Annotated in this window: 17 protein-coding genes and 1 tRNA gene; 2 read left to right on the top strand and 16 right to left on the bottom strand. The window is 45.7% G+C overall.

All coding sequences use genetic code 11. The features are described 5' to 3' along the window. Nucleotides 1-127 precede the first annotated feature (127 nt). From HLM86_RS06370 to moaA, 9 genes are all read right to left on the bottom strand, one after another. Nucleotides 128-2,422 (bottom strand): zinc/cadmium/mercury/lead-transporting ATPase, encoded by a 2,295-nt coding sequence (locus HLM86_RS06370; RefSeq protein ID WP_170882417.1) that lies wholly within the window; start codon nucleotides 2,420-2,422, stop codon nucleotides 128-130. Nucleotides 2,423-2,495: 73 nt separating this feature from the next. Then, on the bottom strand, nucleotides 2,496-3,947 hold the full coding sequence (locus tag HLM86_RS06365; protein ID WP_076587369.1) for an MATE family efflux transporter: 1,452 nt from the start codon (nucleotides 3,945-3,947) through the stop codon (nucleotides 2,496-2,498). A 76-nt stretch (nucleotides 3,948-4,023) separates the two neighbouring features. After that, nucleotides 4,024-4,440: a CBS domain-containing protein gene (locus tag HLM86_RS06360; RefSeq protein WP_076587371.1), complete on the bottom strand. Its 417-nt coding sequence runs from the start codon at nucleotides 4,438-4,440 to the stop codon at nucleotides 4,024-4,026. Nucleotides 4,441-4,544: 104 nt separating this feature from the next. Continuing rightward, nucleotides 4,545-4,766, bottom strand: coding sequence for a nitrate/nitrite transporter NrtS (gene nrtS, locus HLM86_RS06355; protein WP_076587373.1), 222 nt, complete (start codon nucleotides 4,764-4,766; stop codon nucleotides 4,545-4,547). 89 nt (nucleotides 4,767-4,855) lie between these two features. Next, on the bottom strand, nucleotides 4,856-5,308 hold the full coding sequence (moaE, locus tag HLM86_RS06350; RefSeq protein WP_170882416.1) for a molybdopterin synthase catalytic subunit MoaE: 453 nt from the start codon (nucleotides 5,306-5,308) through the stop codon (nucleotides 4,856-4,858). A 2-nt stretch (nucleotides 5,309-5,310) separates the two neighbouring features. Next, nucleotides 5,311-5,556, bottom strand: a complete 246-nt coding sequence (moaD, locus tag HLM86_RS06345; protein WP_076587377.1) for a molybdopterin synthase sulfur carrier subunit — start codon at nucleotides 5,554-5,556, stop codon at nucleotides 5,311-5,313. Next, complete coding sequence (moaC, locus tag HLM86_RS06340) at nucleotides 5,553-6,032, bottom strand: cyclic pyranopterin monophosphate synthase MoaC (protein WP_076587380.1); 480 nt, start codon at nucleotides 6,030-6,032, stop codon at nucleotides 5,553-5,555. Before moaC ends, moaD begins: the two co-directional genes overlap by 4 nt. Continuing rightward, the gene (gene moaB, locus HLM86_RS06335; protein ID WP_076587382.1) at nucleotides 6,029-6,556 is read right to left on the bottom strand and encodes a molybdenum cofactor biosynthesis protein B; all 528 of its coding nucleotides are present in this window, start codon (nucleotides 6,554-6,556) and stop codon (nucleotides 6,029-6,031) included. Before moaB ends, moaC begins: the two co-directional genes overlap by 4 nt. Nucleotides 6,557-6,627: 71 nt before the next feature. After that, entirely contained in the window at nucleotides 6,628-7,617 is a 990-nt protein-coding gene (gene moaA, locus HLM86_RS06330; RefSeq protein ID WP_076587588.1) for a GTP 3',8-cyclase MoaA, read from the bottom strand. A 212-nt stretch (nucleotides 7,618-7,829) separates the two neighbouring features. Between moaA and yvcK the strand changes: the two genes are divergently transcribed. Further along, the gene (gene yvcK, locus HLM86_RS06325; RefSeq protein WP_170882415.1) at nucleotides 7,830-8,714 is read left to right on the top strand and encodes a uridine diphosphate-N-acetylglucosamine-binding protein YvcK; all 885 of its coding nucleotides are present in this window, start codon (nucleotides 7,830-7,832) and stop codon (nucleotides 8,712-8,714) included. On the opposite strand, the gene luxU is transcribed toward yvcK, so the two are convergent. From luxU to uvrB, 3 genes are all read right to left on the bottom strand, one after another. Beyond that, complete coding sequence (gene luxU, locus HLM86_RS06320; RefSeq protein WP_170882475.1) at nucleotides 8,703-9,047, bottom strand: quorum-sensing phosphorelay protein LuxU; 345 nt, start codon at nucleotides 9,045-9,047, stop codon at nucleotides 8,703-8,705. The two genes, yvcK and luxU, sit on opposite strands and share 12 nt — an antisense overlap. 3 nt (nucleotides 9,048-9,050) lie before the next feature. Further along, entirely contained in the window at nucleotides 9,051-10,445 is a 1,395-nt protein-coding gene (luxO, locus tag HLM86_RS06315; RefSeq protein ID WP_170882414.1) for a quorum-sensing sigma-54 dependent transcriptional regulator LuxO, read from the bottom strand. Nucleotides 10,446-10,679: 234 nt separating this feature from the next. Next, nucleotides 10,680-12,710, bottom strand: coding sequence for an excinuclease ABC subunit UvrB (gene uvrB, locus HLM86_RS06310; protein WP_076587589.1), 2,031 nt, complete (start codon nucleotides 12,708-12,710; stop codon nucleotides 10,680-10,682). Nucleotides 12,711-13,254: 544 nt separating this feature from the next. Between uvrB and HLM86_RS06305 the strand changes: the two genes are divergently transcribed. After that, a tRNA-Asn gene (locus tag HLM86_RS06305) sits at nucleotides 13,255-13,330 on the top strand. Nucleotides 13,331-13,415: 85 nt separating this feature from the next. Here HLM86_RS06305 and HLM86_RS06300 read toward each other — a convergent pair. The 4 genes from HLM86_RS06300 to ectA are packed head-to-tail and all read right to left on the bottom strand — an operon-like array spanning nucleotide 13,416 to nucleotide 17,136. After that, complete coding sequence (locus HLM86_RS06300; RefSeq protein WP_076587392.1) at nucleotides 13,416-14,846, bottom strand: aspartate kinase; 1,431 nt, start codon at nucleotides 14,844-14,846, stop codon at nucleotides 13,416-13,418. Nucleotides 14,847-14,906: 60 nt separating this feature from the next. Continuing rightward, on the bottom strand, nucleotides 14,907-15,293 hold the full coding sequence (locus HLM86_RS06295; protein ID WP_076587394.1) for an ectoine synthase: 387 nt from the start codon (nucleotides 15,291-15,293) through the stop codon (nucleotides 14,907-14,909). Between the two features lie 13 nt (nucleotides 15,294-15,306). Further along, on the bottom strand, nucleotides 15,307-16,572 hold the full coding sequence (gene ectB / locus HLM86_RS06290) for a diaminobutyrate--2-oxoglutarate transaminase (protein WP_076587396.1): 1,266 nt from the start codon (nucleotides 16,570-16,572) through the stop codon (nucleotides 15,307-15,309). A 21-nt stretch (nucleotides 16,573-16,593) separates the two neighbouring features. Beyond that, on the bottom strand, nucleotides 16,594-17,136 hold the full coding sequence (gene ectA, locus HLM86_RS06285; RefSeq protein ID WP_076587591.1) for a diaminobutyrate acetyltransferase: 543 nt from the start codon (nucleotides 17,134-17,136) through the stop codon (nucleotides 16,594-16,596). Between the last annotated feature and the right edge of the window lie 50 nt (nucleotides 17,137-17,186).

The raw sequence follows: 17,186 nt of genomic DNA, 5'->3' as shown, positions 1-17,186 counted from the left end.
CAATAGATATCTTTATTGCACATAAAAACGTTTGGTATCACAAATATTAAGAAACAAACACGTATTTTGCACAAAAACGCCCCTATCCTAAAAGAAGAGAGACGTGATTCGTCGCGATGAACAAGGTTCAATCCTGCTGAGGTTTAAACTTGAGCAAACGAAGCGCATTTAAAGTAACAATAGCCGTCGCACCGCTGTCCGCCAAAACCGCGACCCAAAGGCCCGTAAAGCCCATTAAACTGGTCACTAAGAACACCCCTTTTAAGCCAAGCGCCAACGCGATATTCTGACGAATAATGCCCATGGTCGAGCGTGACAATTCGATCATCGTGGGCAATTCAACCAAGCGGTTATGGGTAATCGCAGCGTCGGCCGTTTCCAAAGCGACGTCTGTCCCACCTCCCATTGCAATACCAATACTCGATGCCTTCATTGCAGGTGCATCGTTGATTCCATCACCCACCATTGCAACCTGTGAACGAGAAGACAGCTGTTCGATGGTGCTGACTTTATCTTCTGGTAATAAGCTCGCCTTAAAGTCGATATCAATCATTGAGCTAATCGCCTGAGCGCTTCTTGGGTTATCGCCCGTCAACATCATTGAGCCAATACCCATTTTTTTCAATGATTTAATCGCTCGTTGGGCGTCCTCACGTAACGTATCCTGCCAAGCAATGAGTCCAATGATGGTCTCTTCATCTCGCAGCGCAACAACCACCGTTTTTCCTTGCTCTTCCATCTGCTGAATCTGGACTTGAATCGTCGCGTCCGTCGTCAATTTTAGTCGACTTGGCGATACGACTTGATACACCGCACCATCGATTATCCCCTGAACACCACTTCCGATCAGGGCGCGTTTATCGGTACAGTCTGGTATCGTCACGTCAGCCGCTTTGGCTTTGTTAACAAAAGAAACTGCTAAAGGATGGCTGGATCCAGTTTCAATTGCAGCAATGTTAGCCATCAAATCTGATACCTGCATATCGCCCAATGCAATAATGTCCGTCACTTCTGGTTTCCCTAAAGTGAGGGTACCTGTTTTATCAAACGCCACCGTTTCAACCTTACCCAGCTGTTCGAGTGCCGCGCCGCCTTTTATTAAAGAACCACGCCGAGCAGCAGCAGCAAGACCTGAAGTGATCGCTGCAGGGGTGGAAATAACCAAAGCACAAGGGCACGCAATCAATAACATAGCGAGGCCCCGATATACCCATGTGTCCCATGACTGTGCAAAGAACACGGGCGGCACAATAATCACTATCAAAGAAACCAACATCATTAGTGGTGTGTACCAACGACTAAATTTGTCGAGAAAACGTTCCAATGGTGCTTTGCGTGACTCTGCCTCCTCAATTAAATGGAGAATGCGGTCAATTGCGTTTTCGCCTTGTCGAGACGTAATGGTCAAACGAACGACCTTGTCTACCACCACCGCTCCAGCCATAACCGATTCATTCTGATAGCGCTCGACAGGGATAGACTCTCCCGTCAGGGCACTCTCATCGAAACTGGCCGCATTATCGATGAGCCGTCCATCCGCAGGTAATCTGGCGCCGGGTGAAACTTCAATGGTGTCATTAGGAACGAGTTCGCTGGCAGAAACGTCGACTCGCTCACCATTAATGATTTTCGTTGCGGTTTCCGGCACAAGTTCCATCAAAGCTTGAACACCACTGCGTGCTCGTGATGCCGCAAAGGCTTCCAGTCTTTCACCAATCAAAAATAACAGTAAGACCATAGCCGCTTCGATGGTTTCACCGAGATATAATGCCCCCAAAGCCGCGACACTCATCAGGGTTTCAATAGCAAAAGGTGTTCCCGATTTTGCCAAGGCGATGGCTTTTTTGCCAATGGGATACAAGCCCGCCAAACAGGTCAAAATGAACATCCATTCACTAATGAGTGGAAAACTGGGTTTGATCATTGCCGCGATGGCCATTGCCGACGCGATCGCCAGAATGGACGCATTTTGTGTGATGACAGACCGCCAACCTGACATCGTCTCTTTACGGTGTGCTGAATCGGCGCTTTGAACACTAAAGCCCGCGTCTAGAATCGCCTTTTCAACCAAAGTAGCGCCCCCGACTCCGTCAAATTTCACGACCAGCTTTTCTGTCGCAAACAGCACCTTAGCATCTGAAACACCGGCCACTTTTCGCACTGCCGTTTCAATTTTTTGTGCGCAGGACGGGCAATCCATTCCACCCACTTTCCAACTTTGAGTGGCAGATGAACTGGGGTCGCTATCATCGCTGGGCGCCTCTATAGCGCCACCGCAACCGTCTGACGCGCAACAGTCAGAACTCTCTGAACTAGAGAGATTAACCTTTGATTGAGACGAATTGACACAAGATCCAGTGTGTGCTGATTGAGTCATGGCATTGTTTGAACAGCATGCGTTTGCTTTATGTTTGGTACACATAATCTTATCTCCATTGAATGTACACCTTTATCTTAAACCTTAGAGTCAACTCCAATGTCAACCCCTTTTTCACCTACTCTTTCAACTTTTCGTTTTGGCTCGCCACATCATCAATGAGTACCGCATCGTGGCTACAAAATGGCGCAGCATTAATACTGGTAATCGACGGGTCCTTAGTCGTATGCTCTGCTGGCTCACCCTCGATTAAGTCTCCAATATGCTTGCGCAATACGACAGTGGCAAGCACCCCAAAAACAATCGAACCCAATGCCTGCCCATAAAGAACACCCAACGCACCAAACCACTGCGCACCGATATAAACAAAAGGTAAAGTCCCTAACGTTGCTTTACCTAGATTTAACGCCGTTGAATACAAAGGTTTACCCAAATTGTTGAACGACGTGTTGGCAACAAATTGCGCGCCAGTGAAAATAAAGCTCATCGCGACATAGGTGCAAAAAGCAGTCACCACCGCAGCGGCATCGCCCGTGAGACTAAAACCTGTGATGACGATCGTTTGGGAAAAATAAAGAATGATACAAACGCTGATCGTATACAGCGTCGTCACAATCAGAGAGTTGTTCAACGTTTCTTTGACCCGATCAAATCGTTCCGCGCCAAAATTTTGTCCGATAATAGGGCCAACGGCACCTGACAACGCAAATATAACCGCGAAGCAAACTGGGGTTAAGCGGCCAATAACCGCATAACCTGCGACAAAATTTTCACCAAACTGGGCTATCGATGTGGTCACTATCGCATTGCCAATTGGCGTCGCAATATTCGTTATTATCGCCGGTACAGCGATAGTTAAAATGACTTTAATATTATTAGACCAATCTAAGAAGGTCAGCCGTGAAACGAGCTGGTGCTCACGAATCAGTGGGTAAAGGGAGAAGAAGAGCACGGTAAAACGAGCAATCACTGACGCCAGCGCAGCCCCTTCAACATTCCAGCCCATGACAAAGATAAAAATGGGATCGAGAATAGCGTTGGCGATTCCACCCGCTAAAGTGGCCCACATTGAACGTTTCGCGTCACCCACCGCCCTCAAGCCTGCCCCTGCGGACATTGCTATTGCGATAACCGGACCACTGGGGATCAAAATTCTTAGGTAAGCTTCTGCCCGCTCGGCCACAAAGCCTTTTGCACCAATAGCCGCCAGTAGCTCGGGAATAAACACAAACATCACCGCACTGACAATCGCGCTAATAATAAATGCCGTCAGCATAATGCTGCTGCTTAGTAAGCGGGCTTGTTGCTGTTGTTTCGCGCCAAGCGCTTTGGAAACCAGCGCGCCCATAGCAATGGAAGTCCCAATTGAGATCGACGTAGAGAAAAAGACCAGTGTCCCCGCAAACCCCACTGCTGCCGCCAACTCAGCCTGCCCCAACATGCTGATGAATAACATATCGAGCAGATCAACCACAAACAAGGCCATCAATCCAACAGAGCCAGCACCTGACATCACGAGAATATGACGCATGGTGGAACCTTCAACAAATTTAGCGCCTTGATTGGACATAACCGCCTCAATGACTGTGTTCAAATAAAATAAAAGGCGCTTAATGGCGCCTTTTATAACGTGTGGTCATGTCTGACTATACTGGATGTTTAAAGCAATCGTCGAGATTCTTTGCAATCGCCCGCAGGATATCTCGGCGAGTAATGATCCCCACTAATTTGCCGTTATCGATCACCGGATAAACCTTAGGCTTGCCCACTTTCATCATATCAGCCAACTCAATAATTGACGTTTCCGGACCAACAGACAAAACATCAGGGTGCATACAGTCTGAAACAATATGAGTTTCCTGGCAGTAATAGCTCACTTTGACCAGTTTTTCGAGCAAGTCTTGCCCAGAAAGGAACCCGATCACCTGCTTCTTTTCATTGATAACGGGGCCCCCTAGATAATTCGAGTTCATGACTTTATCTAAGGCAGCCGTTAACGACATATCAGGGGTAAAAGTCACCGCTTGCAGCGTCATATAATCTCTGACTTTCAATGATTCCATTTGATTCTCCTTCAGTGTGCAAGTGGTACATGCAATACCCTAATTGTCGACTAATTTCTTGATTTTACTAAATGGGAAAGATCAATTTTTGCGATAGACATAACCTATCGAGGCATTTCTTCATCATGGGAGTGAGTCTTTGCATCTTTTATGGCTAGCCAGCTGCTAAACAACGAGACACAAAATGGGACACAATAAGTCAGAATAGCTTTTAGCCAATTAAAGGGGGTATGCCCCGCAAGAGCATCATGTTGATTGATGAGGTTGAGCAGGGTCCCAACGACGATGGCAATAATGACTGCTCTTTTGACGAGTCGATAATTCATTCAGTTACGTCCTTTCGTTGAAGTAATGTTTCGTGCTCCTGCTAAACTATAGCCTCAACCATGAAAACTGTAGAAATGTCGTTCAAAGACTAGATTGGCCACCGCTGCGCCACGGCCTCATCTGACGCCCTAGATTCTAACCAACGCGAACCTGTATGTGTACGTTCCTTTTTCCAAAAAGGGACCCGAGTCTTAAGACAGTCCATAATAAACTCGCCCGCAGCAAAGGCAGAGTGACGATGCTCGCTAGAAACTCCAACAAAAACGATTTGCTCACCCATCGCCAATTCTCCCACTCGATGAACCACTCTAACCTGCAATAAGGGCCAATTCTTCTTCGCCTGTTCACAGACTTCATTGAGTATTTTTTCTGTCATACCTGGGTAGTGCTGTAGGTAAAGACCTGTCACACTATCACCAAGGTTGATATCACGCACTTTGCCAACAAATGTCATCACGGCGCCTGCGCCGTGGTTCGCGGTGAGTGCATCATATTCCTTTGCGACACAAAAATCTTGATATTGTACCGAGGTACTAATCATGATTAACCTCCTGTCACTGGAGGGAAAAACGCCACTTCGTCACCCTCTTTGATCGAATGTTCCATCGACACTATAGCGTGGTTGACAGCCACCAAGAGCTTGCCCACTTCTAGCGCCAATGCCCACTTATCTGACCGGCTAGCCAAGCTCATACGAAGGGATTCTACATTTTCAAACGACGCGTCTAGTTCCAGTTTGTCGATACCAACCAGTTCTTGAGTTTGTGCAAAAAACAACACTGTTATCATGTGTTCACCTTGAAGTAACCCGATTTTCCGCCCGTTTTCTCTAATAAACGAACCTGACCAATGACAATATCTTTTTGGACTGCCTTACACATATCATAAATAGTCAAAGCGGCAACAGAAACCGCGGTCATGGCTTCCATCTCGACCCCGGTTTTTCCTACCAGCTTGCAGAGAGATTCAATTCGGATGTAACTTTCAGATTCTACCGCTTCAAGTTGAACTTCCACTTTAGACAGTAACAACGGGTGACACAGAGGAATTAAGTCCCAGGTCTTTTTGGCGGCCTGAATACCAGCAATTCGAGCCGTGGCAAATACGTCACCTTTATCATGCAGCCCTAAGAGAATTAATCGTAACGTTTCGGGGGACATATACACAAGCGCTTGGGCTCTCGCTTCTCTAACAGAGTCGTCTTTGGTCGATACGTCGACCATGTTCGCTTCACCAGAAGCGTTGATGTGAGTAAGGGGATTCATACGGCGTCTTCCTCAGGCGACAGATGTGGCATAAAGTTGCAAGGTCGATGGCTAGAATCAAGTTGAGGTTTGATGATTTGGTTCCACCCCGTGCGACACGCACCTGTTGACCCGGGCATCGCGAATATAACCGTCTTGTTTGCAAAACCCGCAACGGCTCTCGATTGGATCGTTGACGTACCGATTTCCTGATAAGAGACATAACGAAATAGCTCACCAAACCCTTCGATTTCTTTATCAAATAATGGTATCACCGCTTCAGGAGTGCAGTCCCGAGAGGCAAAGCCCGTTCCCCCAGTGATCATCACAGCCTGAACCTGCTCATCTGCGATCCACTGTGATAACACCGCACGAATTTTATACTTGTCGTCAATCACGATTTTCTTATCAGCAATACGGTGACCCGCTTTCTCTGCACTCTCGGCAAGATATTGCCCAGACGTATCGGTGTCTTCAGTGCGTGTATCCGACACAGTTAAGACTGCAATGCGGGCTGGTTTAAATTCTTTTTCTGCGTGGCTCATACATTCTCCTCCCTATTATCAATGGACTTTCTCTGATTCAACAACCTGTTGGACCAGACAATAATTGTCAGCTAGCCACCTATCGACGCGAGATGTGGCGTCAAGCCAGGATTCCCCTCTTGCAGAAAATGGCTGGCCGATTTGGTTTGCAGTTGCTGTTGGATACGTTCGATAAGCTCTGGTGTTTGAGCGTCTGTTTGCAGTAAATCCCGAAGTTCAATGCCGTGATCGCCAAATAAACACAAGTGCAACTTACCTCTTGCCGATACCCGCAGCCGATTACAGCTGTCACAAAAGTCTTTCTCGTAAGGCATAATCAGGCCAATCTCCCCGAGATAATCGGGGTGCACAAAGACTTGAGCAGGTCCGTCACAACGCTCTCTCGCCCTGAGTGTCCAACCAAGACTCATCAACTGATGACAAATGGTGACACCCGATACATGATGACGATGAAACAGGCTATCCATCTCTCCCGTTTTCATGAGCTCAATAAAGCGCAGTTGTATCGGACGACGTTTAATCCATTTTAAGAATTCAGGCAAAGAGTGTGCATTCAGGTCTTTCATTAGCACCACATTGACCTTAACCTGCGGAAAACCGACCTCAAACGCACGATCGATACCCGCCATGACTTCTGTAAACTTATTTTCTCCGGTGATCTGGTAAAACAGACGAGGATCCAAGCTGTCCATACTCACATTAATATGGGTTAGGCCTGCTTGCTTCCAAATGGCTGCCTGCTTTGACAATCGATAACCATTGGTGGTGGTCGCCACTTTGCTGATCCCTTCCGTTTCAGCAACCGTCTGAATAATTTCGCTAAAATCTTTGCGTAGGCTGGGTTCACCTCCCGTAATGCGTACTTTTGATGTCCCACATTGAGCAAATGCGGTGACGATACGCTTGATTTCCTGTTGACTGAGAAAAGGGGGTCGCTGTCCCTTTGGAGCATGATAACCGTCAGGCAGGCAGTACGTGCATTTGAAATTGCAGACGTCCGTCACTGAGAGACGCAGATAATAAAAGTTACGTTGAAATCTATCTTGAAATTGTTGCGCCACAAAACACCCCACCGCTCGCCCTATAACCCTAGGCTTATACCTTTGTTTTGACTTTGGGTAACCAAAACGTTCGCTGGCGATAAATTACTTAAAATCGTCGCGTGTTGCTAGCCAAAAAGCATCTGACGCACGAAAATAGTCTTTCTTGAGTCGCCGAACGCAATCCACTATTCTAATACGCAGTGAAATCTGACAAAACAAGAACAAACCTAATGACGCTTTACTCTTCTAAAAAAGTGGTCGCCATTGGCGGAGGGCATGGGCTCGGGCGCATGTTGGCGGCACTAAAAGATTTTGGTCAAAATGCAACCGGCATTGTTGCGACAACCGACAATGGCGGTTCAACGGGCCGCATACGCCATTGCCAAGGCGGTATTGCGTGGGGTGATACACGAAACTGTATTAACCAGTTAATTACCCACCCTTCTATCAGCTCAATGATGTTCGAGTATCGTTTTAAAGGAGCGGGCGAGTTAGATGGTCACAACCTAGGAAATCTGATGCTGACCGCATTGGACAACCTTTCCGTTCGTCCTCTAGAGGCCACTAATTTGATTCGCAACATGCTGGGGGTGGATGTCAACATTATCCCGATGAGTGAGCATCCTTCGGATTTAAAAGGGCTCGCTCCTAATGGACAATGGGTCACTGGGGAAACCAATATTGATGATATGCCCGATAAATTAATACGCCTCGATTTGGACCCCGAAGTCCCTGCCACTAAAGAGGGGGTGTTGGCAGTAGAACAGGCAAACGCGATTATTTTGGGACCCGGCAGTTTTCTCACCAGTATCATGCCGCCTCTCCTACTGCCAGAGATCAGCCGCGCCATCGCCAACAATGACTCCGCTAAACTTATCTTTGTTGAAAATTTATCACCTGAATTTGGCCCCGCAGGAAAAATGTCACTGAAAGAAAAGTTGCAATGGTGTGAGCGTACCTGCCAAGGACGGAAAATAGACATTATTTTGGGCAGCGAGGCTCACAGAGAGCTCGACAATTGGAACGGTGTCACAACGCCTCTCGCTTCCCCCAACAGAAGCTGGCGGCATGATAGAAACAAACTTCAATCGGCCATTGAAGCGTTAATCCGCTAAGGCATCTTGATAGCGTTCTCGAGTTTGGTCCAAAATTACGATCATTTTATCACTCATTTCCGTGACATTGAGTACCTGCCCAGACTTGGCGAACGCATCAATTTCAACCGAGTAAGCCCGTAAGCGTTCAGCACCAAAGCTTGCCGCACTGCTTTTTAAAGCATGGCTAATTTCTTTCAGGTAGTGGTCTCGATCTAAACTTTCATCGTTCCTAAGCTTTTCACTGTATTCCGACAGTTCACCGAGAAAGATCTTGAGCAAAACAGGCACGTTTTCTGCGCCAATTTCTTTCGCTAATCTATCTATTTGGGTTTGATTTAACACATCCATGATAAGTTATTGTGTTTCCTTTGCATTCCAGTTTTGGAGTTTTCGATAGATGGTCGAAGGGCTGACATCAAGATAACCCGCCGCCCGAGGTATGTTACCCTCACAGGCTTCAATGGCTTGTTCAATCGCCTGCTTTTCAGTCAACCACAACGGGAAAATATCATGAACCGACACCTGATCCTGTTCCCTAAGGTCGACTCTAATCTGGTTTTCCACTGGCGCGTTTAATGGTGGCGGCAGCATATCCATTGAAATATTTTCCCCATTATTAAGAACCACTACATTTCTGAGGACATTCTGTAACTGTCGAACATTGCCTGGCCATTCATATCGAGCAAAGCGGCCGACCACCTCTGGCGCCAACCGCACAAAATCTTTGCCTTCTTCTTTCGACATAAAGCCAAGTAGGGAGTAGGCAATTTCAATCACATCGTCGCCCCGCTCTCTCAATGGGGGTAAGTGTAAAGGAATCACGTAGAGTCGATAATACAAATCCTCGCGAAAACGCCCTTCCTGCACTTCTTTCCAGGGATCTCTGTTGGTCGCACAGACAAAACGGACATCGACGCTCTTCATTTTAGACGATCCTACTTTCTGGAAAGTTCCCGTCTGTATGAATCTGAGCAACTTAGTTTGTAGGTCGAGATCCATTTCGCACAATTCGTCCAGAAACAGCGTACCGCCGTCAGCCAGTTCAGCGGCGCCTTGCCTGTCTGTCGCTGCCCCCGTGAAGGCACCTTTGACATGGCCAAACAACTCACTTTCAATCAAATCTTTGGGTATTGCCGCACAGTTGATAGCGATGAAAGGTTTATCACCCCGTTTGCTCGCCGCATGAATAGCTTCGGCGCATACCTCTTTGCCTGTTCCACTTTCTCCGGTAATGAAAATGCTGGCCTTACTTGATGCGGCTAAATCAATCGTTCGGTAAACCGCTTGCATTGTCTGACTGCTGCCAATAAAGCCCTGATAATTCTGATTACCCGGGTTACCTGCCGCATTTTTGAGCTTAGTCGCTTTGCGAATAGCGTTATTGACGGTGACACGCAGCCTATCCGCCTCACAAGGTTTAATGAGAAAATCTTGTGCGCCATGGCGCATCGCTTCAACCGCGGTGTCAATGGAGCCATGTGCCGTCATAAAAATAACAGGCACATCCGGCATTTTTTGTTTAACGGAATGAAGCACGTCCATCCCTGTCATGTCCGGTAAACGTAGATCCAGTAAGATCAAATCAGGTATACGAAAGTTAAGACTTTCGATGGCATCTCGTCCCGTACCGACAATATTAATATCAATCCCAAGAGGCGTTAAATAAGAGCGGTATAACGCCGCAACTGACGCCGTGTCTTCAACCATCAAAAGGTATTTAGACTTTTGTATTGCTGTGGAGTGTTGCATAGCCTAGCCAAAATTTTCTTCGCAATTTGTCTAAATGATTGCATTGCGCTTTGCATTTTGCAAATTTTATAGCCAAATTAGCCAATAATGATTGTAAAATACTGACGTATTACCGGATCGCAAACCATGGATGTTGACTCATCAGTTGTCCAGCGATCCTCGTTCGTGCTGAGAAACATCACATGGAGAAACCAATGATCGCTCTAATGGCTCATTTTCACTGACCATCAATCGCTAGCTGTTCTTAATAAATTGCTGACGAAGTTGCTCGATTAGGTCCCTTTTTTGTGCTGCCAATTCAAACTCCATATCGCGAGCATGTTGATACATTTGCGCTTCAATCTGGTTAATTTTCTGTTCCAGTTGTTGCGGCGTCATCACATCATCCAATTGTGATGCCTGTGCCACCTTAGACAATGGGACCTGTTTGTTTGTAAGTTGTTTTTTGCGCTTGGCGATATCGCCCAGTTCCATAATGTCTTTGATATTTCGTTTTAAAGCTTTGGGTAATACCCCCAACTTATCATTATGCGCTTTTTGTTTCTCTCTTCGACGCCGCGTTTCTTCCATCGCTTTGTGCATAGATTTGGTTACACTATCGGCGTAAAGAATGGCTTTACCGCGAATGTTGCGAGCAGCACGACCAATAGTCTGAATCAATGAACGCTCCGATCGTAAAAAGCCCTCTTTGTCTGCATCCAGAATCGCTACCAATGACACTTCTGGCATGTCTAACCCCTCTCGGAGTAAATTAATACCCACTAGAACATCAAATTGTCCCAAGCGCAGATCACGAATAATTTCCACTCGCTCCACCGTGTCAATATCGGAATGCAGGTAACGGACTTTGACTCCATGCTCGGTTAAGTATTCTGTCAGATCTTCCGCCATCCGCTTGGTTAACGTCGTAACCAATACCCGTTCATCGCAGGCAGCACGAACTGAAATCTCAGACAATAAATCGTCAACCTGAGTCGAGACAGGCCGAACTTCCAGTTCCGGGTCAAGTAAACCTGTTGGGCGAACCACTTGATCCGCCACTTCACCATTCGACTTGTCCATTTCATAGTGCCCAGGCGTGGCAGAGACAAAAATCGTCTGAGGGGCTAAAGACTCAAACTCTTCAAATTTGAGCGGGCGGTTATCCAAAGCCGATGGCAGGCGGAAACCAAATTCGACTAACGTTTCCTTTCGAGAACGGTCTCCTTTATACATAGCGCCAATTTGTGGGACAGTGACATGGGATTCGTCGATGACTAATAAGCCATCATGTGGCAAATAATCAAACAACGTCGGAGGTGGTTCCCCTTCGTTGCGACCACTCAGGTATCGAGAATAGTTTTCAATGCCCGAACAAAAACCCAGTTCTGACATCATCTCAATATCAAATTGCGTGCGTTGAGAAATGCGTTGTTCTTCAAGCAATTTGTTGTGTTCAAGCAAATGTTTTTTTCGGTGAGCCAATTCCACTTTAATCTTATCTATCGCGTCAACAATCTTATCGCGCGGTGTGACGTAGTGGGTTTTGGGGTACACAGTAAACCTAGGTAAATCACGTTGTTTCACCACCCCTGTCAGCGGATCAAAAATACTAATACATTCAATTTCTTCATCAAACATTTCAATCCGCACTGCGTCTAACTCCGATTCCGCAGGGAATATATCAATCACCTCACCTCGAACCCTAAATTGACCGCGTTCAAAAGCAACATCGTTGCGGCTGTACTGCAATTCAGCCAATCGGCGCAGTATCTCTCGCTGGTCCACCATGTCACCACGACGAATATGCAACATCATCTGAAGATAAGATTGAGGATCACCGAGACCATAGATGGCGGATACTGAAGCAACGATAATGGCATCTTTACGTTCGAGCAGCGCTTTTGTCGCTGACAAACGCATTTGTTCGATATGAGCATTGACCGAAGCATCTTTTTCGATAAAGGTGTCGGTCGTTGGCACATAGGCTTCAGGTTGGTAGTAATCATAATAAGAAACAAAAAACTCAACCGCATTGTGTGGAAAAAAAGACTTCATTTCTCCATAAAGTTGTGCAGCCAGTGTTTTATTTGGGGCAAGCAGAATGGCTGGCCTTTGAGCCTTGGCAATCACATTAGCTAACGTAAACGTTTTTCCAGAACCTGTCACCCCGAGTAAAGTTTGATGCGCTAAACCCGAATCAAGGCCTTCCAGCAGTTGACTAATGGCCGTTGGCTGGTCTCCTGATGGCTGATAATCCGAAACCAATTCAAAAACTTTGCTCATTAAAACCTCGACCATCACTAGAATAAAACAAACTCATTGTGACTGTATATATATACAGAAACAATAGCCAAATATATTATATAACCCCGTTTTGAGCGTTTGGATCATTTTACACTAGATTCAACTGTTCAATCCTGATATGATTTCGAACCCTCGTAGAAATTTGCTTTATTCCTCGCCATAATATATTCACAAGTTTTGCACATTTGAACCTAAAATTGTGTTTTATCCACATTTTCTCATCATCTACTTATAAAACACAAAATAATCTTAAAAAAACAAAAAACGATAAAATACATTAAGATAAAGTTAATCAGGCAAAGGTTTTCTTGTCTGTTCCTACAAATTTTCTAAAGCACTTACCATTACTCAGATTTCATCAACATGGTTATCCACAATTTTAGTGGATAAGTAAAGCTAAGCTTTATACGGTAAGGGCTGTAAAAAAGTAAAGATCTTTTTTTTAAAAAAACCAACCGATTCAAATCAAATTAAGTTGACAGTTTTTCGCCTCATCGCTAATATTTCCACGCTCTTGAGCGATTCCCCCTTAGTTCAGTTGGTAGAACGGCGGACTGTTAATCCGTATGTCGCAGGTTCGAGTCCCGCAGGGGGAGCCAAATGCAAAAAAGGCCGTGTCTGAAGACACGGCCTTTTGCGTTCAAAGCAATCAACACAGGAACAATGAACTCAAGATTCCTGTCATTATGCTACTTTGGTGTTGCCCTTTTTTTGATAACGCGCTAAGAAAAACTCATCGTGCAATGCGTGTATCGCTGGCTGGTAATCATGGTCACTGACCACAAACTGAACATTGACGTTCCTCATTGAAGAATGCAGCGCCACAGGCGTGATGTTTTGCTTCATCAAGGCTAACACGCCTTGAGCCAGCGCTTCGTTCGTATCAATCTGTGAGCCAATCACCGAGATCAAGGCCACCATCCTGCCTTTGATATCCGCATTAGGGTAGCGTTTTTCCGCCTTACATAAAACTTTGTTGAGGCTTTCCGTGCTACCCCCGAGGTAGTAGGTAATTGAATTAGCATTCATTTCTTTACCAATCAAACTCACATGTGCATCTGAAATGATTTCCATAAGTTCATAACTAACATTTTCTATTTGGCCAGCCACAGTTTGATCAAATAGATGCAATGCAAAGACTTTTTCTTTCCCTGCAATGATTTCCACCTTGTCGGTGGTGGGCCGATAGTGGCTTGAAATCAGCGTTCCAGCGTGTTCAGGTTCGAAGGTGTTTTTTATCTGAAGTTCGATGCCGCTTTCTCTCAATCCAGCAGCCGCATTCGGATGAATGGCTTCCATACCTAAACTGGCCAATTGATCGGCAACATCATAATTGGTGTGGCCAATCGGGAATACTTTATCAATGCCCACAACCTGCGGGTCTGCAGAACTTAAGTGATATTCTTTGTGAATAATGGCCAAATCGGCACAAGTAATGGAGGCAATTCGGCTAAACGTCATTTCACTATAACCTCTATCGTAGGTTGACATTAGCCCTTCCTGACAGGATGCATAACCCGTGACAATCGGTAGTTCATTACTGACATCAATGCCGGAAAATGCCTCACGAATATTCGCATCAAGACTTTTCGGTGTGTGTGAGTTCCAACAAGACAAATCAACAAATTTGGCATTAACACCAATATTTTTGAGCTTGAGCGCCGTATTGAACGCGCTATGTGCTTCCCCTATTGACGCGAGAAACTCTCGTACCTGAGGTAAGTAATGACGCAGCGAAAACTGCCCGTACTGACAAGTCTCCATGATATTCGAAATACAGTTTTTTGCTTCTTCGATTCGAGACAGAATGAATTTATCAGCTCTGAGCCGATTCATTGGATCTGCGAACATATGCTCATTGGTTAGAAGCATTCTCTGCTCCACATACGACAACGTCTCCAACCACTTATCGTCACGTTTAGCAATCCATTGATAAACGCCTGGTTTATTGGTCTTCTTACATTCGAGCAGTGCGTCGGTGATTCCACTATAAGCAGAAACAACAAACACTCGATGGTATAGATTGTCACCCTTTGGACGCAGAAGGATGTTGTCAATGACCGCATCGAATGCCGTCATTGACGTGCCGCCGATTTTCTCTACGGTATAAGTCATTTTAGAACCTTAGTTTAAACAGAGTAAAGTGAGCCTCATGGAAACACTGATGATTTACCTTCAGTCAACCAACGGATAGACCCCTTTTTCGTCATGAACTTCTTGTCCTGTGAGCGGCGGATTAAAGACACAGGCCATCACCATTTCACTACCTTGGAAAGCTCGCAGATAATGCTCATCATGTGCATCTAAAATGTACAATGTTCCCGGATTTATCGGATAGGTAGTTCCTCCGATCACCTCGATTTCACCCTTACCACTGATACAATAAACTGACTCTAAATGATTTTTATAATGAATATGCGTTTGGGTGCCCTCAAAGATGGTTGTAATATGGAAAGAGAATCCCATCTCGTCTTCTTTGAGAAGCATACGGACACTTTCCCAAGTTTCCGCGACAACTTTGCGCTGGCTATCTCGACATGCTTCTAGTGTTCTAACGATCATTCATCTGTCCTCTTTACGATGCTTTTTTGATATGTGTCGTCGCAATCAAGGATACCGCCCGCTCAAAAATCGCCATGCCCTGTGCTAAATCTGCTTGGTTGATCGTGAGGGGACAGAAAAACTTAATCACTTCATCATTGGGGCCCGCTGTTTCGATGACCATGCCATGTTCAAAGCACATTTGTGTGATTTCACTGGAAAGTTGGCCATTATGACACTCGACGCCCAGCATCATTCCACGCCCTTTTAGGCCAACAAACAATTCTGGATAGCGTTTGACACAACGATGAATGACTTCTGAAATGGTTTCCGAACAGCGAGCAATATGGTGTTCAAATTGATTATTGGACCAATAAGTTTTCAGTGCTGTCGCTGCGGTGACAAAAGCGTGGTTGTTACCACGAAAGGTCCCGTTGTGTTCACCCGATTGCCAAGCATCCAGTTTAGGCTTGAGTAAAACGATCGCCATAGGCAACCCATAGCCACCAATAGATTTAGACAACGTCACCATATCGGGTTCAATTCCAGAAGACTCAAAACTAAAAAAGGTCCCAGTTCGACCGCAACCAGCTTGGATATCATCCACAATCAGCAGAACATCATTTTGTTTACATATTGTACTTAATCGCTGTAACCACGTTGATGAAGCCACATTTAGGCCTCCTTCACCTTGAACGGTTTCAATCAATACCGCAGCAGGTTTATCCATTCCTGAAGAGTGATCAGACAACATGGTCTCAAACAACTTGAGACCATCGACATCAGCATAACCGTCAAAGGGAAGGCGAGTGACATTGGTCAAGCTCATGCCAGCCGCTTGACGATGATGTTGATTACCCGTCGCCGCCAAAGCCCCCATGGTGCAACCATGAAAGCCATTCGTAAATGCAACAATGGAACTGCGACCAGTCACTTTACGTGCCAATTTCAGCGCCGCCTCAACAGCATTGGTCCCTGTCGGCCCAGTAAACTGGACTTTGTATTCCAAGGAGCGTGGCTCCAGAATATAGCGTTCAAGGGCATCTAAAAATGTCGCTTTCGCCTCTGAATACATATCAAGCCCATGCGTAATACCATCGCTTTCAATGTATTCAAGCAAAGCCTGTTTCAATACGGGGTTATTGTGGCCATAATTGAGTGAGCCAGCGCCGGCGAGAAAGTCGAGGTATCGCTCACCCTGATTGGTTTCTAGCCAACAGCCCTTGGCCTTAGCAAAAACAACCGGAAAACTGTTGCAATACGAGCGAACGTTTGATTCTTTTTTATCAAAAATATCCATAAATAAACCGTTTTTTTCCTATCATTGGCGAATGTTCAACGGAATTCGATACAAATACTCGGTATCGTGGTTTCCTTTAAAATGCGTTTGATGATCCAAAAACATAGTGACCTCTCCCCGACAGCCATGACGCTCATCGAGCTTTTTGAATAGCCCCCAAGAAGCGTCGTTGTTTTGGGTAATCGTTGTTTCAATTGCTTTGACTGAGCTCAACGAGGCACGACCTAAAAGTTGGTCGAGCATGGTCATTGCTAGCCCTCTACCACGAAAGGGTTTCCCAACCGCCACTTGCCAAACAAAAAGAGTCGACGGTTCGTCTGGTTTGCAATACGCAGAAATAAACCCTGCCACCTCTTGTCCGTATCGTGCAATAACACAAGTGCGGCTAAAGTGAGTAGATTGCAGAAAATTACAGTATGAGGAGTTAACATCAAGTGGGGGACATGCGGAAATTAACCTGAAAATATCATCACCATCCTCAGCTGACGGTGCTAAAAATATCCATCGCTCAGCATGGTTTCCATTACAGTCGGAACCCGTCATTTTGCTTTCTGAAGTGATCATAAACGCACACATTTAATTTGAACTCTAAACAAATTTCGCCTTTATTATTG

Source organism: Vibrio ostreicida (assembly GCF_013074385.2).
Classification (GTDB): domain Bacteria; phylum Pseudomonadota; class Gammaproteobacteria; order Enterobacterales; family Vibrionaceae; genus Vibrio; species Vibrio ostreicida.
The sequence above is the reverse complement of the archived record's forward strand: the minus strand, read 5'-3'. Positions and strand labels throughout refer to the sequence as shown.

Coding starts and splice junctions, on each gene's coding strand:
- HLM86_RS06370 (WP_170882417.1), bottom strand. CDS start 2,422: ATGTGTACCAAACATAAAGCAAACGCATGCTGTTCAAACAATGCCATG.
- HLM86_RS06365 (WP_076587369.1), bottom strand. CDS start 3,947: ATGTCCAATCAAGGCGCTAAATTTGTTGAAGGTTCCACCATGCGTCAT.
- HLM86_RS06360 (WP_076587371.1), bottom strand. CDS start 4,440: ATGGAATCATTGAAAGTCAGAGATTATATGACGCTGCAAGCGGTGACT.
- nrtS (WP_076587373.1), bottom strand. CDS start 4,766: ATGAATTATCGACTCGTCAAAAGAGCAGTCATTATTGCCATCGTCGTT.
- moaE (WP_170882416.1), bottom strand. CDS start 5,308: ATGATTAGTACCTCGGTACAATATCAAGATTTTTGTGTCGCAAAGGAA.
- moaD (WP_076587377.1), bottom strand. CDS start 5,556: ATGATAACAGTGTTGTTTTTTGCACAAACTCAAGAACTGGTTGGTATC.
- moaC (WP_076587380.1), bottom strand. CDS start 6,032: ATGAATCCCCTTACTCACATCAACGCTTCTGGTGAAGCGAACATGGTC.
- moaB (WP_076587382.1), bottom strand. CDS start 6,556: ATGAGCCACGCAGAAAAAGAATTTAAACCAGCCCGCATTGCAGTCTTA.
- yvcK (WP_170882415.1), top strand. CDS start 7,830: ATGACGCTTTACTCTTCTAAAAAAGTGGTCGCCATTGGCGGAGGGCAT.
- luxO (WP_170882414.1), bottom strand. CDS start 10,445: ATGCAACACTCCACAGCAATACAAAAGTCTAAATACCTTTTGATGGTT.
- uvrB (WP_076587589.1), bottom strand. CDS start 12,710: ATGAGCAAAGTTTTTGAATTGGTTTCGGATTATCAGCCATCAGGAGAC.
- HLM86_RS06300 (WP_076587392.1), bottom strand. CDS start 14,846: ATGACTTATACCGTAGAGAAAATCGGCGGCACGTCAATGACGGCATTC.
- HLM86_RS06295 (WP_076587394.1), bottom strand. CDS start 15,293: ATGATCGTTAGAACACTAGAAGCATGTCGAGATAGCCAGCGCAAAGTT.
- ectB (WP_076587396.1), bottom strand. CDS start 16,572: ATGGATATTTTTGATAAAAAAGAATCAAACGTTCGCTCGTATTGCAAC.
- ectA (WP_076587591.1), bottom strand. CDS start 17,136: ATGATCACTTCAGAAAGCAAAATGACGGGTTCCGACTGTAATGGAAAC.